Source organism: Plantactinospora alkalitolerans (assembly GCF_015690345.1).
Taxonomy (GTDB): domain Bacteria; phylum Actinomycetota; class Actinomycetes; order Mycobacteriales; family Micromonosporaceae; genus Plantactinospora; species Plantactinospora alkalitolerans.
The window spans coordinates 1-26,585 of sequence record NZ_JADPUN010000082.1; the positions used below are offsets into that span (position 1 = coordinate 1).

Here is a 26,585-nt window from a genome sequence, read left to right on the forward strand (position 1 = left end):
CCGACACCCTGCGCTGGGTCGGTGAGCAGGCCGGGGGTCGACCGTCCGCCGCCGGTCTCCGGGCCGCGGTCGCCGCCAGGATCGAGGCGGTTCGGGCGGACACCCGGCTGCGCCCCGAGGCGGTGGCGGTGCTGCGTGCGCTACGGCACCGGGGCGCGCGTACCGCACTGATCAGTGACTGTACCCACGAACTGCCCGCCTTCCTGCCACACCTGCCGGTCGCGCCGCTGCTCGACGTACGGGTCTTCTCGGTGCAGGTCGGCCGCTGCAAACCCGACCCGGCGATCTACCTGGCCGCCTGCCGGCGGCTGGGCGTGGCCCCGGTCGACTGCCTGTACGTCGGCGACGGCGGCAGCCGGGAACTCACCGGCGCGGTCCGGGCCGGGATGAGCGCGGTCCGACTGGCCGCGGCCGACCTCGACGGCCACCTCGTCTTCGACGGCGAGCCCGACTGGACCGGTCCCGCCCTGACCTCGCTCACCCAGCTCCCCGCCCTCCTGGACGCCCCCCGCTGGTAAGGAAGGGCCCCTTCTTATCGCTTTTTGCATAAGAAGGGGCCCTTCCTAACGGCGGCTCGGCCGGGTGCGGGTACCGGGCCGGTGCCGGGTGCGGCAGTATTCGGGATGTGACCGACGAGGTGGACGACCGTGGCGTGTCACCGCTGGTGACCGAGGCGATGAAGAAGGCCGCCGTGGCATGGGTGGCGGTCGAGGAACAACCGGCCCTCGCGCTGTGGTGCGTACCGCTCGACGGCGGCCTGTACGTCGTGAGCGGTCCCGGCGAGCAGTCCGTGCCCGGCCTCGCCGAGGCCCGTACCGCGTTGGTGACGCTGCGCGGCGACCACGGCGGACGGATCGTCAGCTGGCCGGCCGAGGTTCGCCGGGTGGTGCCGGACAGCGAGGAGTGGACGACGGTGGCACCCCAGGTGGCCGCCAAGCGGCTCAACGCCTCCGGAAGCCCGGCCGAGTTGGCGGGGCGCTGGGCGTCCGCGTGCGCACTCACCCGGCTGACCCCGGGCGGCGCGCCGACGGCGGCCGGTACGACGCTGCCCGACGGCTCCCTCGCCGCCCCGCCCCGGGAAACCACCGCCGTCCGGCAGACCCGCAAGCCGTTCCGGCTGCACCGGGTACGCCGCCGCTGACGGCAGGGGTCCGGGCCGGCGAAGCGGACACAGACCCGATTTGGCGTGCCACACCGACAAAAAGCGCCGCGCGCCTCAAGGGGCTAGGCGCGCGGCGAGTCTCAACGATCGTCGCACCCGGCCGGGTACGGCGTCTACCCGTCAAATCGGCAATTTCACCATCCGTCGCCGAAGCACCGACTTGTCCCCACCAGCCGATGCCGATTCGCTCACACCCCATGACCAGGTATGGCTGGCTGGTCGGATCGCCCGGCGACGTAGCATTGCGGACATGTCTGCTCCCGCCGTCCCCGGCCATGACGCTGCCGCATCCGCCGTCGACCGCGAGGCCCCGCCGATGACCGCCGCCGACGAGGCGATCCACGCCGCGCTGGCCACCGTCGACGATCCCGAGATCCGGCGGCCGATCACCGACCTCGGCATGGTGCGCTCCGCCGTGCTCGGCCCGGACGGCACCGTACGGGTGGAACTGCTGCTCACGGTCGCCGGTTGTCCGCTCAAGGACAAGCTCCGGTCCGACATCACCCGGGCGGTCGGCGCGGTACCCGGCGTGACCGGGGTGACCATCCAGTTCGGCGTGATGAGCCCGGAGCAACGGCAGTCCCTACAGTCCCGGCTGCGCGGTGGCGGGCCGACGACGCAGGAGCCGGTGATCCCGTTCGCCCAGCCCGGTTCGCGTACCCGGGTCTACGCGGTGGCCAGCGGCAAGGGCGGCGTCGGCAAGTCCAGCGTGACGGTCAACCTGGCCGCGGCACTTGCCGCCAAGGGGCTGTCGGTGGGGGTCGTGGACGCGGACATCTACGGGCACTCGGTTCCCCGGATGCTCGGCACCACCGCCCGGCCGACCCGGGTCGAAGACATGATCATGCCGCCCCAGGCACACGGCGTGAAGGTGATCTCGATCGGCATGTTCATCGACGGCAACGGGGCGATCGTCTGGCGGGGACCGATGCTGCACCGGGCGTTGCAGCAGTTCCTCGCCGACGTCTACTGGGGCGACCTGGACGTGCTGCTGCTGGATCTGCCGCCGGGCACCGGCGACGTGGCCATCTCGCTGGCCCAACTGCTGCCCAACGCGGAGATCCTGGTGGTGACCACACCACAGACCGCGGCAGCGGAGGTGGCCGAGCGGGCCGGGGGCATCGCCCTGCAGACCCACCAGCGGCTGGTCGGCGTGGTGGAGAACATGTCGTGGCTGGACCTGCCGGACGGCTCCCGGATGGAGGTCTTCGGATCCGGTGGCGGCGCGATGGTCGCCGACTCGCTGACCAAGATCATCGGTGCTCCGGTGCCGCTGCTGGGCCAGATCCCGCTCGACCCCCGGGTCCGGGAGGCGGGCGACGCGGGTGACCCGATCGTCCTGGCCGACCCGGAGGCACCCGCCGCCCAGGCGCTGGCCGCGGTCGCGGACCGGCTCGCGGTCCGGCGCGAAACGCTGCTCGGCAAGTCGCTCGGCCTACGCCCCGTCGGCCGCTGACCGACCGAACGCGGTGGACGACCGGGAGCCGCTGAGCGGCCGACGGTGGGCGACGGCCGAGGGCGGGAGCCGACCCTCGGCCGGTGATCTCCGGGTCACCAGCCGGAAGGGCTGACGCTCAGGTGGCGTCGATGTCGAAACTGCGCCGCTGCGGGGCCACCACCTCGGTGCCGGAACCCGTTGTCGAGGCAGCGCCGGCAGCACCCGTCGAACCGCCCGACGACCTGATGTCCGCCGCCGAGGCCACGTCGTCGATCTCGCGGTGTACGTCGGTCAGATCGGAGCGCAGCTTGTCGTACGCCCCCTGAAGGGGCTTACGGATCGCCTGCTCGTCTTCCTCGCTCAGCAGATGCTTGCGGATGAACGCCTTCGGGTGCAGGTCCTCGAGTTGGATGTCGGTGCCCAGTTCGCGGCTCAGGTCACCGGTGGCGTTCCTGGCCATGTTCCGCAGGTTGCGCAGCATCCGGAGCCCGTCGCTGATCACCTGCGGGAGCCGGTCACCGAAGATCAGCAGAGCGACCAGCAGCAGCGCACCGATCTCCCACCAGTTCAGGTTCTCGAACACGCCTGCCTCCTCATGCCGCCCCTGGCACCAGCAAGAGTACGCACGTCACCATGGCCGACGGGAGGGGGAGCGGCAGGCTACTTGGCATCCGCGGCGAGGGTCACCGAGGCCGACTGGCGTTCTGAGCCGCGCCGGTACTCGAGGCTCACCACCGAGCCGGGTGCGTACTTGCGGACCAGCGCGATCAGGTCGCTCGGCTCCTCCAGTGGCTTGCCGTCGAGCTTGAGCACGATGTCACCGGCCCGGAGCCCGGCTTCGGCGGCGGGTCCGGCCGGCTCGACCGAGGAGAGCCGGACTCCGCCCGACCCGCCCGAGCGGGTACCGCCGACCCCGGCGCCGATCACGGTCCGGCGCGCCTTTCCGGTGTCGATGATCTCCTGCGCGAGCCGCTTGGCCTGGTTGATCGGAATCGCGAAGGCCAGGCCCACGTTGCCGGCCGTCTCCTCGTCGACGGCCGGCGTCTGGATCACCGAGTTCACCCCGATCACCCGACCGGCCCCGTCGACCAGCGGGCCGCCGGAGTTGCCCCGGTTGACCGCCGCGTCGGTCTGGATAGCCGCGTAGTAGCGCACCTGCCCGCCGGGCTCGCCGTTGCGGAACGTCCGGTCCAGCGCACTGACGATGCCCGAGGTGACCGTGTTGGCCAGGGACAGGGGTGTGCCGAAGGCGAGCACCGGGTCACCGACCGCGACGGCCTCGGAGTCGCCGAACTCGATCGGCTTCAGACCCGTCCGGGCCACCTTGATGACGGCGATGTCCGCCTCGGGGTCCTTGCCGACCACCTCGGCCGGGGCCACGGAGCCGTCGTTGAACTCGACCGTCGCGGTGTCCGAACCGGTACCGACCACGTGGTCATTGGTGATCACGTAACCGTCCTGGGTGACGACGAATCCCGAGCCGAGCCCGACCCCGCCGTTCCCGCTGACCCGTACCGTGACGACGCTCGGCAGCAGCCGCTCCGCGACGCCGGCCAGCGACTCGGGCGGTCGTCGGGCCGAGGCCGGCGGCTCCGCGCCGGCCGAACCGAGCGGGGTCACCCCGTCGACGCCGCCCCGTACCGCCAAGGCGTATCCGAGTGCCCCGCCGAGCGCGCCGGCCAACAGCGCGGTGACGAGCGAGACCAGGAACATCGGGGCCAGGCCCCGGCGTCCGGCGGCGTCCGGGTCGGTGACCGGCTCGGGCGAGGCCGCGGCCGTCGAACCCGGCGACGCCTGCACCACGACCGCCGCCGGAGTCCCCGGGTTGCGCCACGGGTCGTGCAGCGCGTCGGACCACCATGGGGACGATGCCGGGTCCGGTGCGCCTGCGGGCACCGCCCGCGCGCCGACTGTCGGGGGCACGGGCGACAGGGGATACCCCTGCGTCGCACTCCCATCGGGCTGGCGCCAGTTCCAGCCGTCCGTCACGTTCGCTGCCTCCCAGTCCGTCCCTGAAGCCGGGCGCCGCGCGGGCGCGAGCGACCGCTTCCGGCCGCAGCGTCCGGGTTCCACATCCAGGATCGCACGGATGGCCGAATACCGGTCATCGGTTGCCCGAGGCATCGTCGCCGTCGGGGGCACGCGACTGCCGATCACGTACCGCCACCCTTAGGCTCATACCCGCAACCCCCGCCCCGGTCCACTTTTCCGCAGTCCTACCAAGCGCCGTACCCAGACTCGTCGCCCCCGCCATCCCTGCCGCCCGGAGGTGCCCCATCGCCACGGTCGCCCGGTCAGTCAGCACGACGACCGCCCAAGCACTCCAGTTCGCCGAAGCGTACGTCGCCGAGGATCTGGTTCTGCGCACCGCTCGAAGCCTGGCCACCGAGGTCGGTCTCGCCGCGGTCACCCCCGGAACCGGTGCGACGCTGCGGTTGCTTGCCGCCGCCGGCAGCGCGCGGGCGGTGGTGGAGATCGGCACCGGAACCGGGGTGAGCGGCCTCTGGCTGCTGCGCGGGATGCGCGCCGACGGCATCCTCACCACGATCGACGTGGAGACCGAGCACCAGCGGATCGCCCGGCGGATCTTCCAGGAGGCGGGCTTCGCCTCGGGGCGTACCCGGATCATCACCGGCCGGGCGCTGGATGTGTTGCCGCGGCTCGCCGACGGGGTCTACGACCTGATCTTCGTTGACTCGGCGGTGGCCGAGTACAGCGCCTGTGTCGAGGCGGCGACCCGGCTGCTGCGGCCCGGCGGCGTGCTCGCGCTGCACGGCGCACTGGCCGCCGGCCGGATCGGCGACCCGGCGGCGCGGGACGTCGAGACGGTGACCGTGCGGGAGGTGGCCAAGGCGATCCGCGAGTCGGAGGACTGGATCCCCGCGCTGCTGCCCACCGGCGAGGGTCTGCTGGCCGCCGTCAAGCGCTGACCGGACGCCGGGGCGGCTGCGCTCCGGTGGCCGGCGCTACCCGGGCTGGGTGGCCAGCCAGCGCAGCAGTGTGCGTACGCCCCAGCCGGTCGCACCCTTGACGAGTTCGCCGTCGTTTCCGTCCGCCCAGGACGGCGCCGACATGTCCAGGTGCAGCCAGCGGTCGCGTAGGTCGCCGGTGAACTCGCGCAGGTACAGGGCGGCGACGACGGATCCGGCGCCCTGGGTCGGTGCGCTGTACAGATCGGCGATCTCGCTGCCGAGGTACTCCGTGTAGTCCACCGGCAACGGCATCCGCCAGGCCCGCTCACCGGCGGCTCCGGCCGCCGCCAGCACCGCGTCGGCGAGTTCGTCATTGTCGCTGTAGAGCGCGGCGGTCCGCTTGCCGAGCGCGACCGAGTTGGCTCCGGTGAGGGTGGCCAGGTCGATCAGCAGATCCGGCTCCAGCCGGTCCACGGCGTACGCGAGCGCGTCGGCGAGCACCAGCCGGCCCTCGGCGTCGGTGTTGGTGCTCTCACTGGTCAGGCCCCCGTAGTGCCGGACCACGTCGCCCGGCCGGTACGCCGAGCCGCTCGCCATGTTCTCGGCGAGCGGAGCGAGTGCGGTTACCCGGACCGGAAGGCCGAGCGCGGCGGCGCCGACGGTGGCCGCGATCACCGCGGCCGCCCCGCCCATGTCCTTGCGCATCAGCTTCATGGCGTCCCGCGGCTTGATCGAGATGCCGCCGGTGTCGAAGGTGATGCCCTTGCCGACCAGCACCACGTGGGTCCGCGCGTCGGCGGGCTGCCAGCTCAGCTCGACCAGTCGGGGTTCCTGGGCCGAGCCGCCACCGACGGCGAGGATCCCGCCGAACCCCTCGGCGGTGAGCCGGTCCGGCTCCCGGACGTCGACGGTCAGTCCGGCGTGCCCGGCTGCCGCCGCGACCACCTGGTCGGCGAACCAGGCGGGTGTCTTGCGTGACGACGGCGTGTTCGTGAGATCCCTGGCGAACCGGGTCGACTCGGCGACCGCCCGGGCGGTGTCGAGGGCCGCCCGGTAGGGCTCCGGGTCGGCGACCGCGAGCAGCACCTCGGCGAGCGCGGGCGGGCCGGCGGGGCCGTCGTCCGAGGCGGCCATCCGGAACCGGTACGACGCCAACCAGAGCCCTTCGGCGAGCCCGCGTACGACCGCCGGATCGGCATCGACCGGCATCGCTATAGTGATCGAACTCTCATGTGCGGCGGCTCGGGCGACACCCGCCCCGGCGGAACGCCAGCCGGCCTCGTCGCCGTCGCCCACCCCGGCCAGCAGTAGCCGGGTGGGGGTGAGCAGCGGCCGGATCGACCGGTGCACCGCGCCCGCCGCGCCGGGCTGATCGAGGTACGGCAGCAGCGCGGTCGCCTCGGCGGTCAGTTCGGCGGGCAGGTCCAACCAGGTGGGTACGAGCGTGCCCGCCGCCTCGCCAGCGGAGTGGACCGGCCCTTCGGCGGGCTGGGTGGCCCCGTCAGCGGGCTGGGTGGCCCCGTCAGCGGGCTGAACCGGCCCTTCGGTGGGCCTGACCGGCAGCACCAGGGTGTCGCCCACGGCGGGATCGACAACCAGACGGATCGACAGCACGCCGACGCTACCTCCAGACGATGGTGGATCAGGACAGGGCGACCGCGCGGCCGTACCCCGGAACCGGGCATCACGACCCTGGGCCACCGACAGTTGCCGGTGGCCCAGGGCTGATGGACTCCGCCGGGTGCCACGTGGACACCCGGCGGGGTCGTCGTTTCTCTTAGCCGGCGGCGGCCTTCAGCGCGTCACCGAGCGCGTTGGCCTCGTCGGGAGTCATCTCGACGACGAGCCGGCCACCACCCTCCAGCGGAACCCGCATGACGATGCCCCGGCCCTCCTTGGTGACTTCCAGCGGACCGTCGCCCGTCCGCGGCTTCATCGCCGCCATGTTGTCTCCCCTCAGACCTTCACCAGGGTCGGTGGGTTGCCCCACATCCATTTGGTCAGCATCACCGCGCTCAAGGGCCGCGGTGCCGACCAACGATTTTCCCTGATGAACACCGCCGGACCCAAACCGAACCAGCACTGATGTAACAGCATCTAGCATATCTTGAGAAGGGGTGTCACAATGTGCGGTCATGCAGGCACGGTCGGCACTCTTCGACCTGTATGGCGACTACCTCCGTTCCCGGGGCGGTCGCGCACCGGTTTCCGCGCTGGTCAAACTACTCTCCCCGCTGGGGATCGCCGCACCGGCGGTCCGTACGGCGGTTTCGCGGATGGTTCGTCAGGGTTGGCTGCACCCGCTCCGACTCAACTCCGGACCCGGTTATCTGCTCACTCCAAGAGCCGCCCGGAGGTTGGACGACGCCGCTGCCAGAATCTACCGAACCACCAAAATCGGGTGGGACGGGCGGTTCGACATGATCGTGCTCGAAACAGCGACAAATCGGCGTGACCGTCAGCGACTCGCCGCCAACCTGAGCTACCTCGGTTACGGCATGCTCGACGACCAGAACTGGGTCGCCACCCGCCCCGGCGAGGACGTCGACGGCCTGCTCACCGAGGCCGGAGTGCGGTACGAACGGTTCACCGCCGCACACGCCGCCGGCACTCCCGGGGCGATGGGGGTGGTCCGACGGGCCTGGGACCTCGACGAGATCGCCAACGCGTACCAGGAATTCGTCTCCGGCCAGCGCCCACTGCTCGCCTCGGTGACCGTACGCAGCTGCGACGAGGACGCGTACGCCGCCCGGTTCAGACTGGTGCACGCATGGCGTACCTTCCTGTTCCGGGACCCGCAACTGCCCCCCGCACTGCTGCCCGAGCGGTGGCCGGGGACCAGCGCGGCGGCGTTCTTCGACCGGCACGCCGCCCGGCTCCGGCCGGCCGCCGATCGATTCGTCGAGCAGTGCCTCGACAGTTCCAGCCGGATCGCCCGACAGAAGGGTCCACGACCGTGACCGAATCGTTGCTCATCGACCGCTCCGATTCGGTGGTGACGCTGACCCTCAACCGGCCCGCCGCGATGAACGCGCTGGACGTCTCGCTGAAGGAGGCGCTCCGCGACACCCTCGCCGAACTGGAGCAGGACCGGTCCTGCCGGGCGGTGGTGCTCGCCGGTGCCGGAGCGGCCTTCTGCACCGGTCAGGACCTCCGGGAACACGCGGCGACGCTGGAGGCCGGCAACACCGATCCGCTGGGTACCGTCCGGACCCACTACAACCCGATCGCGGCCCGGCTGGCCAGCCTGCCCAAACCGGTGGTCGCGGCGGTACGCGGGATGGCCGCCGGAGCCGGCGCGTCGCTGGCCTTCCTCGCCGACTTCCGGATCGGCGGCCCCGGTACGAGCTTCCTGCTCGCCTTCGCCAAGGTCGGCCTGGCCGGCGACACGGGCGCGTCCTGGTCGCTGCCCCGCCTCGTCGGCCACGCCAAGGCGGTCGAGCTGCTGATGCTCGCCGAGCCGGTCGGCGCCGACGAGGCGCACCGACTCGGCCTGCTCAACCGGTTGGTGGACGACGAACTGGTGCTTTCCACCGCGCAGGAGCTGGCCGTCCGACTCGCGGCGGGGCCGACGGTGGCGTACGGGGCCATCAAGCGGCAGCTCTCGGTCGGCGACGCGGGCACCCTGTCGGAGGCGTTGGCCGCCGAGGCTCAGGCTCAGGCGATCTGTGGCGCCACCGCCGACCACCGGGCCGCCACCGCCGCGTTCGTGGCCAAGCGCCGGGCGGCGTTCGAGGGCCGCTGACCGGGTCACCCGGCAGGACCGAGGACCGGAGCTGACCGGAAGGCAGGGCCGAGGACCGGAGCTGACCGGAAGGCAGGACCCAGGCCGGGATCGGGGGCTGACCCGCCCCGATCCTGATCTTTACGAGCCTCGTACATCGGTGTCCTATGGTTCGCGGCATGGTCGATCGGGATGCCGTCGCACACCTGCTGCGCCGCGCCACCCTCGGGCCCACGGCCGCCGAGGTGGACGCGGCCGAACGGGACGGGGTGGCGGCGACGCTGGACAGACTGCTCGCACCGACCGGGCGTGACGCCGGTGCGGCGGCCACCCCGGCACCCCGGCTCGGCGCCGACCCCTTCGCCGGCCTCGACAAGAAGCCCAGCCGGGAGCAGCGCCAGCAGGCACAGCGGGAACGGGCCGCGCAGGCCCGGCGGCTGGCGGACTGGTGGCTGGACCGGATGGTCGCCGCCGACCACCAGTTGACCGAGAAGCTGGTCTTCTTCTGGCACGGGCACTGGGCGACCAGCGTCCGCAAGGTCAAATCCGCCCAGCTCATGCTCGGTCAGCTCGACACCTTCCGGGCCCAGGGCCGGGGCCGGTTCGAGCCGCTGGTCCGGGCGATGGTCCGGGACCCGGCCCTGATCCTGTGGTTGGACGGCCAGAAGAACACCCGGGCCGCCCCGAACGAGAACCTGGCCCGGGAGCTGATGGAGCTGTTCACCCTCGGCATCGGCAACTACACCGAGGCGGACGTCAAGGCCGGAGCGCGGGCGCTGACCGGCTGGCAGGTCGACCGGGATACGGCGAAGGCCAGGTTCGTGCCCCGCCGGCACGATCCCGGCGAGAAGACGATCCTCGGGCAGACCGCCGCGTTCGACGCCGACTCGTACGCCCGGCTGCTGGCCGCCCGGCCCGAGGCCGGTGCCTTCGTCGCCGCCCGGCTCTGGTTCCGGTTCGGCAGCGAGGACACCGCCCCGCCGGACTCGTTGGCCGCCGCCACCGACGGCACCACCACCGGCACGCTGCGGGCGATCTTCACCTCTCCGGCCTTCGCCCAGACCCGCGGCCAACTGGTCAAACAGCCGGTGGAGTGGATCGTCGGCGCAATGCGCCAGCTCGGGGTCCGGCCCGGCAGGCTGGCCGAGAAGGAACGCCGGGAGCTGTCCAACCGGCTGGCCGGGATGGACCAGGTACCACTGCGCCCGCCGAGTGTCGGCGGCTGGCCGGCCGGCGAGGCGTGGCTGACCACGTCGTCGTTGCAGGCCCGGATGCGCCTGGCCACCCTGCTCGCCGGGGCGGCGGCACCGGCCGTCCTCCAGGGACTCTCCGCCGCGCCCCGGGCCGGACGCCCGGACGCGCTGGCCCGGCTGCTCGTGGTGGACCGCTGGACCGCCCGTACCCGTACCGCCCTGACCGCACTGGCCGACAACCCGGAGCGACTGCTCGCCGGCGGGTTGATCAGCCCCGAGTACACCGTCTGCTGACCGGGAGGCGACGAACGAATGGACATCCTGACCCGGCGGAAATTCCTGATCGCCAGCGGCGTCACGGGAGCGGGCGCGCTCGCGGCCGGCGCCACGGCGTACGGCCTGTCCGACCTGTTCGACACGGCCGGCGACCGCGACCAGGACAGCCGTACGCTGGTTCTGGTCACCCTGTACGGCGGCAACGACGGCCTCAACACCGTCGTCCCGTACGCCGATCCGGCCTATCACGACGCCCGCCCCGAGCTGGCGTACTCGGCCGAGGAGGTCAAGCGGCTGGACGACCGGGTCGGGCTGAACCCGGCGCTGACCGGGCTGCACGGGCTGTTCACCGCCGGCCGGCTCGCGATCGTCCGGGGTGTCGGCTATCCGACACCTGACCGCAGTCATTTCCGCTCGATGGACATCTGGCAGACCGCCCGACCCGATCGTCCGGAGCACACCGGCTGGCTCGGTCGCTGGCTGGACGGGGCGGGCGGGGACCCCAGGCTCGCGGTGTCCTTCGAGCCGACACTGCCGCCGCTGCTGGCCGGTGCCCGCAGCGCCGGAGCGGCCGTACCGGTCACCGGGCGGCAGGCCCGCCGCCCGTTCGCCGACAAGACGCTGGCCTCGCTCGCGGCGGCGGAGTCGGGCGAACCGGCCGGCCAGGCCCGGGCGGCGGCCTGCTTCGCCGACCTGCGCGCCGTGGACAAGATGATCACCGAGGTACGCGAGGCCGCGGCGGCGGAGGAGGCCGAGAACGCCGACGCCGAGGAACAGCCGGGCGCGACCGCCACCGGCGGGGCGCGTAGTTCACTCCAGGCCCAACTGGACCTGGTCGCGCAGTGTGTCGAGGTGGGCGTGTCGAGCCGGGTCTTCTCGGTCTCGCTGGGCGGCTTCGACACCCACGCCGACGAGAAGCAGCTCCAGGCCGTACTGCTCGGGCAGGTGGACCGGGCGCTGTCGGGCTTCCTCGACCGGATGGCCCGCAGCGACGCCGGCCGCAAGGTGGTGGTGGCGGTCTACTCCGAGTTCGGCCGGCGGGTCCGGGCCAACGCCTCGGACGGCACCGACCACGGCACGGCCTCGGACGTCTTCCTGATGGGTACGGGGGTGCGCGGCGGCCTCTACGGGGAAGCGCCCAACCTGACCGAGCTGGACGACGGCGACCTGCGCTTCACCACCGACTTCCGGGACGTCTACGCGACGCTGCTGGAACGGGTCCTCGACACCGACCCGGACCAGGTGCTGGGCCACTGGCCGGGCCGGCTGCCCGGCGTACTGACCTGACTCGTCGCCCTCGGACGACGGGGCGGGCCGGAACCGGCCGGAGACCGCTCAGTCTTCCTCTTCGGGATCCTGGTTGGCCTCGGCGCCGAGCACGAACGCCTGCATCGCGAGTTCGTCGTCGACCGGGGCGACGAAGGCGGGCAGCTCCCGTGGCCCCAGGTCCCGCACGTACGCCCAGAACAGCCGGACCGCCTCGGCCGGCGAGGCCGCCTCGATGGGCATGTCCAGGCTGACCAGCCACTTCCGGGGATCCGGCGCCGGTCCGACCTGGCCGGCCAGTTCGTGGTAGACCGCCGGGTCGATCCGGGTCACCGGGCCGTCGAGGGCGAGCCGGTCGGCCGGCACCGGCGCGTCGAACACCTGCCGGGTGTACGCCACCGCGAGCGCGCCGCCCTCGTCCGGCCCGGACTGCGGATCGTCCGGATCCGTCTCCTCGATCCCGTCGGCCGCCACGACCCTGCCGAGCGCCACCACGGAGGGCGGCTGCTCGTCGCGTACGACCAGCACGGGGTCGCCCGGACCGGGCCGGACGCCGCCGCCCAGGCCGGTCAGCTCCAGGGTGCCGTGGTGGAACAGCCGCTCGGCCTCGTACCGCTCGCCGGGGATGACCACCGCCCACGCTCCGGCCGGACCAGCCTCGCTCATGCCGGCACTCCGCCGCGCTCCGCCCCGCCCCGCGACTCCTGCCCGCCGAGCCGGGTGGCCCACTCATCCGACTGCGTCATCCGGTTATCCCATCACGGCGGCGGCCGGCGGCTTCACGTGGCAACCGTCGAGGTGGTCGTCCACCATTCCGGTGGCCTGCATCAGCGCGTAGGCGGTGGTGGGGCCGACGAAACGGAAGCCGCGCTTCTTGAGCGCCTTCGCCATCGCGGTCGACTCGGCGGTGATGGCCGGCACCGAGGCGAAGGACCGTGGCCGGTTCGGCCGGGCTGCGGGGGCGAAGGACCAGAGCATCGTCGCCAGTCCGTCGGGAAGATCCAGTGCGGCCCGGGCGTTCGCGATCGCCGCCTCGATCTTGGCCCGGTTCCGGACGATCCCGACGTCGTTCATCAGCCGGGCGATGTCCGCGTCGTCGTACCGGGCGACGGTCGCCAGCTGGAACCCGTGGAAGGCGGTCCGGAAAGCCGGTCGTTTCCGCAGGATGGTGAGCCAGGAGAGCCCGGACTGGAACGCTTCCAGGCTCAGCCGCTCGTAGAGGGCGTCGTCGCCGTGCAGCGGCGTGCCCCACTCCTCGTCGTGGTACGCGGCATAGTCGGGCGTGCTGGCGCCCCAGCCACAGCGGGCCAGGCCGTCGACGCCGGTCACCAGATCAGTCACGGCGTCAACGGTAGGTCAGGCGGCCGACAACCTGCCGCCGAGCAGTCGTCCGGGCCGGCGGTAGGGACCCGCTCAGGGCAGCCGGCCCTGCTCCACCAGCCGGGCGAACCGCTTCAGCGCCTGGGTGAGACCGACCTTGGAGCCGGGCCAGAGCACCGGCCAGGCCAGCCGGGCGGCCGGACCGCCGGGCAGGTGGAACCACTCGTGCCAGACCACCTGGGTCCGGTCCTGGTCCATCTGGGTACAGCGCAGCACCCCGGGGCCGCGCAACAGGCGCCCGCAGTGCACCACCCGTACCTCGTACGGCGGGTCCATCCGGACGACCCGCATCTCGTCGCGGAGCACGGCCGGCCCGACCGTGGTGACCGCCTCGACGAGGCTGCCCTCACCACCGTCGCCCTCGACCAGCCGGACCCGGGTGAAGGGGATCCAGTCGCCCTGGCGCTCCCAGGCGGTCAGGGCGGCGAACACCCGGGGCGCCGGGGCGGCGACGATGACGGTCGCGGTGACCTCACCGGCACCCGGCTGGGCCGCCGCCCGCAGTCCCTCCGCCCCGTCCGGATCCGCGCCCCCTGAGCCGCCCGGGGCGCCTGGTGCGGCAGGGCCGTTCGAGACCCCTGGGGCGCCCGGCTCATCTGAGGCGCCCGAGGCACCTGGGGCGCTCGGCCCCGTGGCGCTCACTTTCGCTCCGACTGCTCCGGCGGTCCGGTCGGCTCCGCTGGCCCGGACGCCTGCGCCGGCCGCCGGACCGGCTTCGTCGGAGCGTCCTCGTTGCCGGTCCCGTCCTCCGCCGTCGCCCCGGTCCGCCCCGTCGCCCCGGATGCCTGCTTGGGCCGGGTCAGCACCGTCGCGGTGTCGTCCTCGGCCTCGGCCCCGGCCTCGGTGGCCTCTCCGGTCGCTGCCGTCTCCGATCCGGCCGCGCCGGCATCCGGTCGCACCACCCGGGTCGGCGCCGCCAGCTCACCGTCCTCGGCCTCGATCACCGATCCGCCGGCCCGGACCGGTCGGGTCGCCGCTGCCGGGTCGCCGTCCTCGTCCGCCTGCTCGTCCCCGACACGGTCGAACTCGAGCGGACCGGGTGCGGCGGGGGCGGACCCGGCGACGACGGCGGTGTCAGTGGTGGCGAAGGAGGAGGGAGCGGAGGAGGAGGCCGACGGTTCGCCCCGTCGGGAGCCGCCGGTCGCCCCGTCGTCCACCGGTTCGGGATCCGCTCCGAGGGCCCGGGTGCCGGTGGCCGGCGAGCCCGCCGACACTCCGGCCGGCGCGAGGGCGGCCTCACGGGCCCGGCGCAGCGCCTCGGCGTCCGGGAGCCGCCCCTCACGCAGGGCGGTGACCTCCGCCTGGAGGACCCCGATCAACTCGTCCTTGTACCCGATGTCGTACGCCGTCCGGCGCAGCGCCTGGTCAACCTGGCCCATCCGGTAACCCCGGACGGCCGTGTCGAACCGGACCTGCCCCACGTCGGTCTCCAGTAACGGCCGGTTGCCGGGCAGGGGCACCGCCCGAGCATCGGGTTCGACGGTGCCCAGCCCTTGATCAGAGCCGGTAACCAGCACCGTTACGCCGAAGACCACCGCCGCGACGGTCAACGCCACGACCAAGAGGAGCAGAACCTGACCCATCCGCCGATGGTGGCATGGCGAGGCGGGCGAGGCGACCCCGCCACCCCGCTGAATATTCGCCGGACGTGAACCCGGCCCGCCACCCGGGACATCGACGGGCCGCCCTGGCCGGTACCACCGTCCGTCGCCGACTAGCGTCAGCAGCGCTGAGAAACTCGACAGGAGGACCGGATGGCGAACGCGCTTCGGCTGGGGCGACGCACGTTCGCGCCCGGGGACCTCACGGTGATGGCGATCGTGAACCGCACCCCGGACTCGTTCTTCGATCGCGGCATGACCTTCGCCGCCGACAGCGCGCTGCGCGCCGTCGAACAGGCCGTGGCCGAGGGCGCGGAGATCATCGACATCGGCGGCGTGAAGGCGGGGCCCGGCAGCGAGGTCGACGTACCGGAGGAGATCCGGCGCACCGTGGACACCATCGCCGCGGTCCGGGCCGCCTTCCCCGAGGTGGTGATCTCGATCGACACCTGGCGGGCCGAGGTCGCGGTCGAGGCGGTCGCCGCCGGAGCGGACCTGCTCAACGACACCTGGTCCGGTGCCGACCCCGCGCTCGCCGAGGTCGCCGCCGCGACCGGGGTGGGTCTGGTCTGCTCGCACGCCGGCGGGTTGACCCCGCGGACCCGTCCGCACCGGGCGGCGTTCGACGACGTGGTGGCCGACGTCGTCGAGACCGTGACCGGGCTCGCCGAGCGGGCGGTCCGGCTCGGGGTACGCCCCGACGGAATCCTGATCGATCCCGCGCACGACTTCGGCAAGAACACCCGGCACTCCCTGGAGATCACCCGACGGCTGACCGAGCTGTCCGACAGCGGCTGGCCCGTGCTGGTGGCCCTGTCCAACAAGGATTTCATCGGAGAGACCCTTGACCTGCCGGTCGACCAGCGGCTGGAGGGCACCCTCGGGGCGACCGCGGTGTCCGCCTGGCTGGGTGCCCGGGTGTTCCGGGCCCACCAGGTACGGCCGACCCGACGCCTGCTCGACATGGTCGCGTCGATCCGGGGCGACCGGCCGCCGGCCGTGTCCCGGCGCGGGCTGGCCTGACCGTCGGCCGAGTCAGATCGGCGTCACTGGGTCCAGCGGAGGATGTTCTTGCGCCAGGCGTAGAGGATGCCGAGGGCGAGCACCCCGACGAAGACGGCCATCTCGACGACCGTGGTGACGCCGAAGCCGGGCCGGTCGAAGACCACGGCCCAGGGAAACAGGAACACCGCCTCGACCGCGAAGAGGACGTACAGGTAGGCGTAGACGTAGTAGCGGATCTGCATCTGCGCCCAGTCGCTGCCGACCGGATCGAGTCCGCACTCGTAGCTGGTCCGCTTGCCGACCGGGTCGGCGGGGCGGGCGGGGCGGAGTACCCGGTTGGCGGAGAACGCCCCGACGAAGACCAGTACGCTGGCGAGCAGCAGCAACCCCAGCGTCGCGTACGACCCCAGGTATCCGGTCATGCCCGGCAGCTTACCGGCCCCCTGGGCCGCGTCGGGCTCCTGCGGATTCCCGGTGCGGTTTCCGCCCCGCAGAACCCGGCGTCGGAAGTTCGGTGATCTGGATAACGACACTGGTTTCCGGGTGGGGCGAAAGCACGCTAATACTCCCATCACAGCGTCCCATACGACGGACCTTGGGCAAGGATCACCTAACGATCGACGTAGGCTCTGCAATGAAGGACTGGAGCGGGCCCGGCCCCTCACCACCGCCAACCCGCCACCGGCGCACAAGGAGGACACGTGGCCGAGCAAGGCGAGGTCACCCCTGAGCTCAGCCTGTCCCAGCGGGCTGAGCGAAACGAGGTGCAGCTGTGAGCAAGCAGGTCCAACAACTGGATCGGGTGGTCATCCGGTTCGCCGGCGACTCCGGTGACGGCATGCAGCTCACCGGCGACCGATTCACCTCGGAGACCGCTCAACTGGGCAACGACATCTCGACGCTACCCAACTTCCCCGCGGAGATCCGCGCCCCCGCCGGCACCCTGCCCGGGGTGTCGAGCTTCCAGGTGCACTTCGCGGACTACGACATCCTGACCCCCGGCGACGCACCGAACGTCCTGGTCGCGATGAACCCGGCCGCGCTGAAGGCCAACCTGGCCGACCTGCCGCGCGGCGCCGACATCATCGTGAACACCGACGAGTTCACCAAGCGCAACCTCGCCAAGGTGGGTTACCAGGCCAGTCCGCTCGACGACGGTTCACTGGACGGCTACGCGCTGCACCCGGTCGCGCTCACCTCGATGACCGTACGGGCGCTGGCCGAGCACGACGTCTCGAAGAAGGACGCCGAGCGGGCCAAGAACATGTTCGCGCTCGGCCTGCTCTCCTGGATGTACTCCCGGCCGTACGCCTCGACGATCCGGTTCCTTGAGCGCAAGTTCGCGGCCCGTCCGGAACTGGTCGCGGCGAACACGGCGGCGTTCAAGGCGGGCTGGAACTTCGGCGAGACGACCGAGGACTTCGGGGTCCGCTACGAGGTCAAGCCGGCCAAGATGAACCCGGGCACCTACCGGAACATCACCGGCAACGCCGCGCTCTCGCTGGGCCTGGTCGCCGCCGGGGTCCGGTCCGGGCTGCCGGTGTTCCTGGGTGCCTATCCGATCACCCCGGCCTCGGACATCCTGCACGAGCTGAGCAAGCACAAGCGGTTCGGCGTCACCACGATGCAGGCCGAGGACGAGATCGCGGCCATCGGGGCGGCGCTCGGCGCGTCGTACGGCGGGGCGCTCGGCGTCACCACCACCTCCGGCCCCGGTGTGGCGCTGAAGGGCGAGACGATCTCTCTCGCCGTGGCGCTGGAGCTGCCGCTGGTGATCGTCGACGTGCAGCGGGCGGGACCGTCCACCGGCATGCCGACCAAGACCGAGCAGGCCGACCTCAACATGGCGCTGTACGGCCGGCACGGCGAGGCGCCGATCGCGGTGATCGCGCCCCGCTCGCCGTCCGACTGCTTCTTCGCCGCCCTCGAAGCGGCCCGGATCGCGCTGACCCACCGGACCCCGGTGATCCTGCTGTCCGACAACTACGTGGCCAACGGCTCCGAGCCGTGGCTGCTGCCGGACGTGGACTCGCTGCCGGACCTGCGGGTGGAGTTCGCGACCGAGCCGAACGGCGAGGACGGCAAGACGTTCCTTCCCTACCTGCGCGACCCGGAGACGCTGGCCCGGCCGTGGGCGATCCCCGGCACGGCGGGCCTGGAGCACCGGATCGGCGGCCTGGAGAAGGCCGACAAGACCGGTGACATCTCGTACGACCCGGCGAACCACGACTTCATGGTCCGGACCCGGGCGGCCCGGATCGAGGCGATCAGGGTGCCGGACGTCGAGGTGGAGGATCCCGACTCGGACGCCCGGGTGCTCGTGCTCGGCTGGGGTTCGACGTACGGGCCGATCGGCGCGGCCTGCCGTGCGCTGCGCCAGCGCGGCCTGCCGGTGGCCCAGGCGCATCTGCGGCACCTGGCTCCGCTGCCGGCCAACCTCGGCGAGGTGCTGGGTCGCTACGAGCGGGTGGTGATCCCGGAGATGAACCTCGGTCAGTTGGCCCACGTGATCCGGGCCCGCTACCTGGTCGACGCGATTGCATACAACCAGGTCCGGGGACTGCCGTTCACCTCCACCGAGCTGGAGAGCATGCTGGAGGAGGTCGTGAAGAATGCCTGAGCCCGTCGCCGTCAAGCTCACCACGAAGGACTTCAAGTCCGACCAGGAGGTGCGCTGGTGCCCCGGCTGCGGGGACTACGCGATCCTGGCCGCGGTCCAGTCGTTCATGCCCGAGTTGCAGATTCCCCGGGAGCGGACGGTCTTCGTCTCCGGCATCGGCTGCTCGTCCCGGTTCCCGTACTACATGAACACGTACGGGATGCACTCGATCCACGGCCGGGCGCCGGCGATCGCCACCGGGTTGTCGGTGTCCCGTCCGGACCTGTCGGTCTGGGTGGTGACCGGTGACGGTGACGCGCTGTCGATCGGCGGCAACCACCTGATCCACGCGCTGCGGCGGAACGTCAACCTCAAGATCCTGCTCTTCAACAACCGGATCTACGGGCTGACCAAGGGGCAGTACTCCCCGACGTCCGAGGTTGGCAAGGTCACCAAGTCGACCCCGGTCGGCTCGGCGGACTCGCCGTTCAACCCGCTGTCCCTGGCCCTGGGCGCCGAGGCGACCTTCGTGGCCCGGACCATCGACTCGGACCGCAAGCACCTGCAGTCGGTGCTCCGCGCCGCCGCCGAGCACGAGGGGTCGGCGTTCGTGGAGATCTACCAGAACTGCAACATCTTCAACGACGGCGCGTTCGACGAGTTGAAGGACCCGGGCACCCGGGACGACTACCTGATCCGGTTGGAGCACGGCCAGCCGATCACGTTCGGCAAGGACGGCCAGTTCTGTGTCGTACACCCGCCGGGCGCGTTCGGGCTGGAGGTACGGGAGACGGCCGCCGTACCGGCGGACGAGATCGTCGTGCACGACGCGACGGTGGACGAGCCGGCGTACGCCTTCGCGCTCTCCCGGCTGCCCGGCTTCGACCTGCGGAACACGCCGATCGGGATCTTCCGGGACGTGCGTCGTCCCTCCTACGACAGCATCGTCCAGACCCAGGTCGCCTCGGCCCGGGAGAAGGCGACAGGTACGCCGGAGGAGCAGCTCGCCGGCCTGCTGAGCAGCGGCGACACCTGGACGATCCTCTAACCGAACCGAACCGAACCGAACCGAACTGAACACAACCGCTGACCGGCGAACGCCGGTCAGCGGTTGTGTTCGGAGTGCCCGTTCCCGGAGCTGGGCCGGTCGTCCCGGACGTACACCAGCATGTCGCCGGTCTCGATCGCGGTCGCGGCCTGGTCCGCCAGTGAGACCACCTTGCCCCGCCGGACCAGGGCGATGACCAGCGCCTCCAACTTCCGTGGCGAGACGCCGACCTCGTCCCGGCTGGCCGAGCGCATCGCCAGCGCCATGCCCTGCCCCGGGGTCAGCAGGTCCTCCACCACGTCGATCAGCGGCGGGGCCGAGGTGGAGACGCCGAGCAGACGACCCGCGGTCGCCGACGAGACGATGACGTGGTGCGCCCCGCTCTGCCGGAGCAGCGGGGCGTTCTCCGCCTCCCGGGCGGCGGCGATGATCCGGACCTGCCCGGCGGTGAGCTGGCGTACGGTCAGGGTGACCAGCACCGAGACCTCGTCGCTGTCGGTCGCGATGATGACCGATTTCGCGTTCTTGACGTGTGCCTCGTTCAGCACCGACGATCGGGTGGCGTTCCCCTCGACCACCACCAGTCCGGCCGAGGTGGCCTGTCGGACCGCAGCGGAACCGCGTTCGACGACGATGATCCGCTGCTTGTCGTAGCCGGTTTCGAGCAGTGCGGAGATGGCGCTACGGCCCTTGGTGCCGTAACCGCAGATGATGACGTGGTCCTTCACGGTCCTCCTCCACCGCGTCAAGCGGAGGCTGGTGCGGTACTGCTCGGTCAGGACTTCCAGGGTGGTGCCGACCAGGATGATCAGGAACAGCACCCGGGCCGGGGTGACAACGAGCACGTTGACCAGCCGGGCGCCTCTCGTCACCGGCGTGATGTCGCCGTATCCGGTGGTCGAGAGGGAGACCACCGAGTAGTAGAAGGAGTCGAGCAGGGTCAGCCCGTCCTCGTTGACGTCACGGTAGCCGTCCCGGTCGAGGTAGACCACGGTGACGATCAGCAGCACGAGGCCGAGCGCCGCGCCCAGCCGAACGCTCAACGCCCGTAGCGGTCCCCGGCGTACGGCGGGAAAGTGGATCACGACGCGCCCTGCCTCATCGCCGCCCCCGCCCGCACGCCCACAACATAGCCCGGATCATTCCATCGGGTTCGCACCCGTCCCGGATCGGGTCCCGTCGGGTGGTGCGACTTTCCGGCTTGCCATGCATACGGGTGAAATTTTGGTTAGATAGATTGCGCTGGGTACCGCCAGATATGCACTCTGTGACGTCAGATGCGGTCATACCCGGCCGATCCCCGCGCCCACCACATCTCCCACGCCGCCTGGAGGTGCCGTGACCACGCTGCCCACAGTTCCCGACCTGGCCATCGGGACAGTACTTCAGCTCGACGGGGAAGACTGGCGATACGGCGGTCGTCCGCTCCGGTTGCGGGTCGAGCGGGTCCTGCACGAGATCTCGCACTACTACCAGGACGAGTGGGTCTGGATCGTCGGTGAACAGCTCGACCGCCAGGGGGCGGCGCAGGGCCGGATCGAGGCACTGGTTCGGGTCACCGCGCTGCGGGGCCGCGATTGACGGTCGTCCGTCGTCGGTCCGGGATCCACTGAGGTCTTGCGCCCGAGACGAACGGTGTGAAAATTTCCTTCTAGCGGCATAAACGCATCGGCACAAACCGCCGAGGGCGGGGCCGCCGTGCCCACCCGTCACCGGGAGCCCAACGAAGGGACGCACCGAATGAAGCCACATCGGCTCAGAGCCGCCGGGCTGGCCGTGGCGCTGCTCGGCTCGCTCGTCGCCGTCGCCGCGCCCGCGACCGCCGCGCCAACAGCTGACACCGCCGCCACGCGAATTGCTGACACCGCCGCTGCCGGACCCCTCACCGTCGGCACCGCCGGTTGCTCGACCGACCCCGCGACACCCAAGCGGCAGCTCCGGGCCATGTGGATCGCCAGCGTGGTCAACATCGACTGGCCGACCAAGGCGTCCTACACCGCACCGGACCGGATCGCCGCGCAGAAGGCCGAGTACGCCGGGTGGCTCGACCTGGCCGAGCGGCTCCACCACAACGCCGTGATCGTGCAGGTTCGGCCGACCGCCGACGCGTTCTGGCCGTCCCCGCACGAGCCGTGGTCGGAGTACCTGACCGGGGTACGCGGACAGGATCCGGGCTGGGACCCGCTGGCCTACCTGGTCGCCGAGTCGCACCGGCGCAACCTCGAATTCCACGCCTGGTTCAACCCGTACCGGATCTCCATGCCGGACGGCGCCGGTGCCGACGTCGACAAGCTGGCACCGGGGCATCCGGCCCGGACCAACCCGGGCTGGGCCGTCGCCTACCCGGTCAACGCGGCCGGCTCGCGGCTCTACTACAACCCGGGCATCCCCGAGGTACGCCAGTTCGTCCAGACCGCCATGCTGGACGCGGTCGAGCGGTACGACATCGACGGCGTGCACTTCGACGACTACTTCTACCCGTACCCGGCGGCCGGGCAGGACTTCGCCGACCAGGCCACCTTCGAGCGGTACGGGGCCGGCTTCGCCAGCAGGGCGGACTGGCGGCGGAACAACATCGACCTGCTGGTCCGGGAGATGGGCCAGCGGATCAAGGCGGTCAAGCCGTGGGTGAAGTTCGGGGTCAGCCCGTTCGGCATCTGGCGTAACGCCGCCGCCGACCCGCTCGGCTCGCAGACCAACGGCACCCAGTCGTACGACGCCAACTTCGCCGACACCCGAAAGTGGGTCAAGGAGGAGTGGATCGACTACATCGTGCCGCAGGTCTACTGGAACATCGGGTTCACGGTGGCCGACTACGCCAAGCTGGTGCCCTGGTGGTCGGAGGTGGTGGCCGGCACCCGGGTGCAGCTCTACATCGGCCAGGCGGACTACAAGATTGCCGACCCGGCCCAGCCGGCGCCGTGGCAGGACCCGGCCGAGATGTCCCGGCACCTGACCTTCAACCGGGACTACCCGCAGGTGGCGGGGAACGTGCACTTCAGCGCGGTCCAGGTCCGGGCCAACCGGCTCGGCGCCACCGACCTCTACGCCGCCGCGCACTACTCCAGGCCCGCCCTGATCCCGACCATGCCGCACCTGCCGGCAAAGCCCCTGCTGTTCCCGGTACTGGCCGGCGCCGGCCGGCAGGACGACGGGATCGAGCTGCGCTGGTGGCATCCGGCCGGCGGGCTCGGCCCGTTCGGCACCGCGACGTCGTACGCGATCTACCGGTTCGACGGGCTGACCGTGCCCGGCAGGTGTGGCTTCGCCGACGCCGGACATCTGGTCGGCACCGTCCGGGCGACCGGCCGATCGACGCAGTCCTACCTGGATGACAGCGCCGAGCCCGGCCGGCGGTACAGCTACTACGTGACCGCGCTCGACCGGCTGGCCAACGAGAGCCAGCCCAGCCTCCCGTGGTTCGTCCTCCGCTGACCTGGGCCGACCGCACCTGACAGGCGGATGCTCCGGGGGTTCGGAACCCCGGAGCTTTCGCCCGTTCTGGCGCCTGTCAACGAAAATAAAGGTTGCGTAGAGATCGGCGGGCGACGATTCCTCCAGACTGTCATGCATCTAGATCATCCGATCGGTGACAGTCCGTACCGTCCCGGGCGCCCCCACGAGGGACGCCCCTCGTACCGGAGGTAACTCGATGCCCCGTCGCCTGCTTCCCATCCTGGCGGCCAGCGCGTTCGCCGTACTGGCGATCCTCGGTCCCGCCTCGCCCGCCGCCGCCGCCACCCCGGAGCAGAAGCTCTCCGTCCTGTCGAGCTGGACCCAGACCAGCGCCGGCAGCTACCACGCCTGGAACTCGGCCCGGACCAACCAGGGTGCGTGGGCCGAATACGGGTTCAACTGGAGCACCGACTACTGCTCGTCGAGCCCGGACAATCCGCTCGGGTTCAACTTCGAACTCTCCTGCTACCGGCACGATTTCGGCTACCGCAACTACAAGTCCGTCGGCCAGTTCGACCCGAACAAAGGACGACTGGACAGTGCCTTCTACGAGGACCTGCGGCGGTCCTGCGCGACGTACAACACTTTTGTCCGGCCAGCCTGCTACAGCCTCGCCTGGACCTACTACCAGGCCGTACGGGTGTTCGGCTCGGTGATTGTCGCGCAATCCGACCTGGACAGGGCGGCGCGGCTCAAGGCCGACGGCGAGCGTCGGGCCGCAGCGGCGGCAGCGGCTCGCTGACCTCCGTACCGCGTTCCTGATTTCCGCTTGGGACCGGCGCCGGTTGCCGTCGGCGCCGGTCCCAAGCTGGTTACGGATAATGTCGAGGCGCGGTTTCCGGCCGGAGTCCCGGGCAGGCGTCGATCATCGAGTCACGACGCGACGCTCGGATCCCGGACCGTTCCGGCGGAGGTGGCCGGGTCGACCCGGGCCGGAAGCTGGCCGGTGGAGTCGTCCCAGGCGTACCGCTGATTTCTGGTCCGCACGCGAGTCGGCCGGTCGGGGGGCACCTGCGCGCCGGCGAGCCGCGCCTCCGGAGACGCAGACGGGAACGGGGACGGAGACGGCGCCAACGCCGCCACAGCCTCCCAGTCCCGGCACCCCCACCGGAGACCACACCGGCAGTACCGCCACAGCCGGCGCCAGTCCCGGCGGTGCCGATCCGGCGTATGTCGTAGCCAGCTCATTTCGCGACCCCCTCTTCGCCATGTGATCCGGGAAGCGGGGGGGCCGCCCGCGTGGTGCCCGCCCCGGGCGGTCCCCCCGGCGGTTCCGCCCTTCCCACTCGACCCGAGCGGTTCCGCTGATGACAGTCTTGTGTGGAGAGACTTATCGTCGCTAGACAACCGGCCTGTTTGCGCAGTTCGAAACTCTGATGTGCGTAGTCGCGAGTGGGCTGAGGAGTTTCCGACGCATTTCGAGTGGAGGACGCGTAGATGGGCGCTGCGGTGGACCTTCTGGTCGACGAGTTGATCGAGGCACGAACATCCCGGTCCATGACCCAGGAGGAGTGGGCGCACCGGGTCAGATTCTCTCCGACGCACGTCAGCTCGGTGGAAACACGTCATCGGCCACCCACCGGCGATTACGTCGCCGCGGTGGACAAGGCGTTTCAGACCGGCGGGGCGTACACCCGACTATTGGTTAAACTCGCCAGCTTCGATACCGCGCCAATTTGGCTGCGCGACTGGCTCGAGATCGAACGGGAAGCGGCGCTGCTGCGCTGGTTCGAGCCGGCCTACGTACCGGGGCTGTTGCAGACCGAGGCGTACGCCCGGGCGACCCTGGCGGGCGGCCGGTTCACCGCCGAGGAGATCGAACGGCACGTCGCCTCCCGGCTGGCGCGGCAGGCGATCCTCAATCAGGAGGTGCCACCGCAGCTCATCTCGGTCGTCGACGAGGCGGTGCTGCACCGGCCGGTGCCCGACCAGGCCGGGCTGATGCGCGAACAGGTCGAACGGATCATCGAACTCGCCGCGCTGGACCACATCCAGATCCAGGTGGTTCCGGCGACGACAGGCATGTATCTCGGGCTGGCCGGGCAGTTCATCATCGCGGAGATGCCGGACGACAAACGCATCGGATACGCCGACAATCAACTCAAAGCTCAGATAGTGGACGAGGCGGGCGAAATTGCTAGACTAGCTCGAATGTGGGAGGTCGTCCGTAATCACGCCCTTCCCGTGAAACAGTCGGTCGAGCTGATCAAGGAAGTGTCAAGGATATGGATTTAAGCGGTGCCAGCTGGCGCAAGTCGAGCCGCTCCGGCGGTAACGGCGGCGCCTGTGTAGAGGTGGCGGACAACCTGTCGGACGTGGTCGGGGTCCGGGACAGCAAAGACCCCGGTGGTCCCGTCCTCACGTTCGACACCCCGGCGTGGCGCTCGTTCGTGGACCTCGCCAAGCAACACTGATTGCCGCTACCTCGATGCTCCCGCACCCGGAGGGGTGCGGGAGCATCGCCGTCTTCGACCCGGGTCATCGGAATAGCTCACGTCTATGTTGTCACGACGTGCACCACCCGAGAATTAACCCGAACAACGCGAAGCGCACGAGGAACCCGGGCACCACCACACCGAACGACGCTCCGTTCCGCCGCGAATTCCTCAGCCGCCCTCGTGCGGAGCGTCGAGCGGTTCCCGGGGGCGCGGACGCGGGGCCGGAGTCTCCACGTTGGCGAACCGGATCGAACCGTCCGCCAGATCGGGATGGTCGACCTCCAGGGCCACCGCCGCGGCCTCTTCGAGGGTCAGTTCCGCACCGGCGGCGTACGCCGTGTCGAATGCCGTATCCCCGATCACCGCCCGGAGCGCGGACTGCTCCTGGATCCAGTACGCCCCGAAGGTGCCGGGCGTGCAGCGCATCGCCGAACGGGTCAACTGGGCCGCGCCGAACAGCCGGGCCGCCGCCCTCGGATCTCCACCACCCGCGCAGCGCACCGCGATCGCGTTCACCGTGTCGCAGGCTCGGGCGAGGTAGCCGTAGCTCATCCGCGACCGGAGGGCGACGACCAGGTGGTCGTGGGCGGCGACCAGGTCACCCCGGGCCAGCGCCACCATGCCGAGGAGCATGTCGACGGAGCGCTTGCCCCGATCGGTGGGCCGGGCCGCCTCCACCGGTCGGGCCGCCCCGAGCAGGTCTGCCGCCTCGTCCAACGCTCCCCGGCGCCACAGCAGCTCGGCCAGGCTGTAGACGGCGAGCAGCGCATCACCGGCCACGCCCTCCGCGTCGGCCCGGACGATCACTTCCCGGCACACCCGCTCGGCCTCGGCGAACCGTCCCATGTCGATCAGCGGTGCGGCCCGGCCGGCGAGGACCCGGACCAGCAGACCGATGTCGCCGGCCTGCTGAGCGGCCGACTCGGCCCGCTGCGAGAAGCGCAACTCCTCGGCGAACTCACCGTCCGCGCCGGCATGCTGGGAGTGCATGTGGTACGCCGCCGCGAGCTCCGCCTCCGGAATCTGCTCGCCGGTCTCGGCGATCCGGCCGTAGAGCCGGAACAACCAGAGCCGCCCCTCCCGGGCG

Annotated in this window: 26 protein-coding genes and 2 pseudogenes; 16 read left to right on the plus strand and 12 right to left on the minus strand. The window is 71.3% G+C overall.

Annotated elements, in window-relative coordinates; translation table 11 throughout:
• From I0C86_RS06395 to I0C86_RS06405, 3 genes are all read left to right on the plus strand, one after another.
• A partial coding sequence (locus I0C86_RS06395; protein WP_196200275.1) for an HAD family hydrolase occupies nt 1-518 on the plus strand: 518 nt, incomplete at its 5' end.
• Nucleotides 519-676: 158 nt separating this feature from the next.
• Nucleotides 677-1,141: a hypothetical protein gene (locus tag I0C86_RS06400; protein ID WP_196200298.1), complete on the plus strand. Its 465-nt coding sequence runs from the start codon at nt 677-679 to the stop codon at nt 1,139-1,141.
• A 337-nt stretch (nt 1,142-1,478) separates the two neighbouring features.
• Nucleotides 1,479-2,618 carry an Mrp/NBP35 family ATP-binding protein gene (locus I0C86_RS06405; RefSeq protein ID WP_196200299.1) on the plus strand — a complete coding sequence of 380 codons (1,140 nt, stop codon included), beginning with the start codon at nt 1,479-1,481 and terminating at the stop codon, nt 2,616-2,618.
• Nucleotides 2,619-2,736: 118 nt separating this feature from the next.
• Here I0C86_RS06405 and I0C86_RS06410 read toward each other — a convergent pair whose 3' ends face one another.
• Together I0C86_RS06410 and I0C86_RS06415 are read right to left on the minus strand one after the other, a co-directional pair.
• Nucleotides 2,737-3,183 carry a Sec-independent protein translocase family protein gene (locus I0C86_RS06410; protein ID WP_196200276.1) on the minus strand — a complete coding sequence of 149 codons (447 nt, stop codon included), beginning with the start codon at nt 3,181-3,183 and terminating at the stop codon, nt 2,737-2,739.
• Between the two features lie 77 nt (nt 3,184-3,260).
• Complete coding sequence (locus I0C86_RS06415; RefSeq protein ID WP_407676271.1) at nt 3,261-4,589, minus strand: S1C family serine protease; 1,329 nt, start codon at nt 4,587-4,589, stop codon at nt 3,261-3,263.
• A 365-nt stretch (nt 4,590-4,954) separates the two neighbouring features.
• On the opposite strand from I0C86_RS06415, the gene I0C86_RS06420 reads away from it, so the two are divergent.
• Complete coding sequence (locus I0C86_RS06420) at nt 4,955-5,530, plus strand: O-methyltransferase (RefSeq protein ID WP_230393668.1); 576 nt, start codon at nt 4,955-4,957, stop codon at nt 5,528-5,530.
• 36 nt (nt 5,531-5,566) lie between these two features.
• On the opposite strand, the gene I0C86_RS06425 is transcribed toward I0C86_RS06420, so the two are convergent.
• The 3 genes from I0C86_RS06425 to I0C86_RS06435 all read right to left on the minus strand — a co-directional run bounded on the left by I0C86_RS06425 (nt 5,567) and on the right by I0C86_RS06435 (nt 7,609).
• Entirely contained in the window at nt 5,567-7,126 is a 1,560-nt protein-coding gene (locus tag I0C86_RS06425; protein WP_196200280.1) for a leucyl aminopeptidase family protein, read from the minus strand.
• A 163-nt stretch (nt 7,127-7,289) separates the two neighbouring features.
• Complete coding sequence (locus tag I0C86_RS06430; RefSeq protein WP_007455245.1) at nt 7,290-7,457, minus strand: DUF3117 domain-containing protein; 168 nt, start codon at nt 7,455-7,457, stop codon at nt 7,290-7,292.
• Between the two features lie 11 nt (nt 7,458-7,468).
• Nucleotides 7,469-7,609: a hypothetical protein gene (locus I0C86_RS06435; RefSeq protein WP_196200281.1), complete on the minus strand. Its 141-nt coding sequence runs from the start codon at nt 7,607-7,609 to the stop codon at nt 7,469-7,471.
• Between the two features lie 38 nt (nt 7,610-7,647).
• Here I0C86_RS06435 and I0C86_RS06440 point away from each other — a divergent pair, with 38 nt between their 5' ends.
• From I0C86_RS06440 to I0C86_RS06455, 4 genes are all read left to right on the plus strand, one after another.
• Nucleotides 7,648-8,472, plus strand: a complete 825-nt coding sequence (locus tag I0C86_RS06440) for a PaaX family transcriptional regulator (protein WP_196200282.1) — start codon at nt 7,648-7,650, stop codon at nt 8,470-8,472.
• Nucleotides 8,469-9,257: an enoyl-CoA hydratase-related protein gene (locus tag I0C86_RS06445; RefSeq protein ID WP_196200283.1), complete on the plus strand. Its 789-nt coding sequence runs from the start codon at nt 8,469-8,471 to the stop codon at nt 9,255-9,257. The genes I0C86_RS06440 and I0C86_RS06445 overlap by 4 nt, the downstream gene beginning before the upstream one ends.
• A gap of 158 nt (nt 9,258-9,415) precedes the next feature.
• Nucleotides 9,416-10,723, plus strand: a complete 1,308-nt coding sequence (locus I0C86_RS06450) for a DUF1800 domain-containing protein (protein ID WP_196200284.1) — start codon at nt 9,416-9,418, stop codon at nt 10,721-10,723.
• Between the two features lie 18 nt (nt 10,724-10,741).
• Nucleotides 10,742-11,992 (plus strand): DUF1501 domain-containing protein, encoded by a 1,251-nt coding sequence (locus I0C86_RS06455; protein WP_196200285.1) that lies wholly within the window; start codon nt 10,742-10,744, stop codon nt 11,990-11,992.
• Between the two features lie 48 nt (nt 11,993-12,040).
• Here the strand turns inward: I0C86_RS06455 and I0C86_RS06460 are convergent, their stop codons facing one another.
• The 4 genes and pseudogenes from I0C86_RS06460 to I0C86_RS06475 form a co-directional block, all read right to left on the minus strand.
• A complete protein-coding gene (locus tag I0C86_RS06460; protein WP_196200286.1) occupies nt 12,041-12,637 on the minus strand; it encodes a hypothetical protein in 597 nt (198 codons plus the stop codon).
• Between the two features lie 84 nt (nt 12,638-12,721).
• Nucleotides 12,722-13,312, minus strand: a complete 591-nt coding sequence (locus tag I0C86_RS06465; protein WP_196200287.1) for a DNA-3-methyladenine glycosylase I — start codon at nt 13,310-13,312, stop codon at nt 12,722-12,724.
• Between the two features lie 72 nt (nt 13,313-13,384).
• Nucleotides 13,385-13,855, minus strand: coding sequence for an SRPBCC family protein (locus I0C86_RS06470; RefSeq protein ID WP_196200301.1), 471 nt, complete (start codon nt 13,853-13,855; stop codon nt 13,385-13,387).
• Between the two features lie 638 nt (nt 13,856-14,493).
• A pseudogene (locus I0C86_RS06475) lies at nt 14,494-14,934 on the minus strand (DivIVA domain-containing protein); the annotation flags it as partial.
• Nucleotides 14,935-15,105: 171 nt separating this feature from the next.
• Between I0C86_RS06475 and folP the strand changes: the two are divergent.
• Nucleotides 15,106-15,975, plus strand: coding sequence for a dihydropteroate synthase (gene folP, locus I0C86_RS06480; RefSeq protein ID WP_196200288.1), 870 nt, complete (start codon nt 15,106-15,108; stop codon nt 15,973-15,975).
• A gap of 23 nt (nt 15,976-15,998) precedes the next feature.
• Here folP and ndhC read toward each other — a convergent pair whose 3' ends face one another.
• Nucleotides 15,999-16,379: an NADH-quinone oxidoreductase subunit A gene (ndhC, locus tag I0C86_RS06485; RefSeq protein ID WP_196200289.1), complete on the minus strand. Its 381-nt coding sequence runs from the start codon at nt 16,377-16,379 to the stop codon at nt 15,999-16,001.
• Between the two features lie 350 nt (nt 16,380-16,729).
• Between ndhC and I0C86_RS06490 the strand changes: the two genes are divergently transcribed.
• The gene (locus I0C86_RS06490) at nt 16,730-18,577 is read left to right on the plus strand and encodes a 2-oxoacid:acceptor oxidoreductase subunit alpha (RefSeq protein WP_196200290.1); all 1,848 of its coding nucleotides are present in this window, start codon (nt 16,730-16,732) and stop codon (nt 18,575-18,577) included.
• Nucleotides 18,570-19,604 carry a 2-oxoacid:ferredoxin oxidoreductase subunit beta gene (locus I0C86_RS06495; protein ID WP_196200291.1) on the plus strand — a complete coding sequence of 345 codons (1,035 nt, stop codon included), beginning with the start codon at nt 18,570-18,572 and terminating at the stop codon, nt 19,602-19,604. Before I0C86_RS06490 ends, I0C86_RS06495 begins: the two co-directional genes overlap by 8 nt.
• 56 nt (nt 19,605-19,660) lie before the next feature.
• Here the strand turns inward: I0C86_RS06495 and I0C86_RS06500 are convergent, their stop codons facing one another.
• Complete coding sequence (locus I0C86_RS06500; RefSeq protein ID WP_196200292.1) at nt 19,661-20,689, minus strand: potassium channel family protein; 1,029 nt, start codon at nt 20,687-20,689, stop codon at nt 19,661-19,663.
• A 253-nt stretch (nt 20,690-20,942) separates the two neighbouring features.
• On the opposite strand from I0C86_RS06500, the gene I0C86_RS06505 reads away from it, so the two are divergent.
• The 5 genes from I0C86_RS06505 to I0C86_RS06525 all read left to right on the plus strand — a co-directional run bounded on the left by I0C86_RS06505 (nt 20,943) and on the right by I0C86_RS06525 (nt 25,474).
• A complete protein-coding gene (locus I0C86_RS06505; protein WP_196200293.1) occupies nt 20,943-21,185 on the plus strand; it encodes a hypothetical protein in 243 nt (80 codons plus the stop codon).
• Between the two features lie 159 nt (nt 21,186-21,344).
• Entirely contained in the window at nt 21,345-23,039 is a 1,695-nt protein-coding gene (locus I0C86_RS06510; protein ID WP_196200294.1) for a glycoside hydrolase family 10 protein, read from the plus strand.
• Between the two features lie 217 nt (nt 23,040-23,256).
• A complete protein-coding gene (locus I0C86_RS06515; protein WP_196200295.1) occupies nt 23,257-23,802 on the plus strand; it encodes a phospholipase in 546 nt (181 codons plus the stop codon).
• Between the two features lie 695 nt (nt 23,803-24,497).
• On the plus strand, nt 24,498-25,295 hold the full coding sequence (locus I0C86_RS06520) for a helix-turn-helix domain-containing protein (protein WP_196200296.1): 798 nt from the start codon (nt 24,498-24,500) through the stop codon (nt 25,293-25,295).
• Nucleotides 25,286-25,474 carry a DUF397 domain-containing protein gene (locus tag I0C86_RS06525; RefSeq protein WP_196200297.1) on the plus strand — a complete coding sequence of 63 codons (189 nt, stop codon included), beginning with the start codon at nt 25,286-25,288 and terminating at the stop codon, nt 25,472-25,474. Before I0C86_RS06520 ends, I0C86_RS06525 begins: the two co-directional genes overlap by 10 nt.
• A 192-nt stretch (nt 25,475-25,666) precedes the next feature.
• Here I0C86_RS06525 and I0C86_RS06530 read toward each other — a convergent pair.
• A pseudogene (locus tag I0C86_RS06530) lies at nt 25,667-26,585 on the minus strand (adenylate/guanylate cyclase domain-containing protein); the annotation flags it as partial.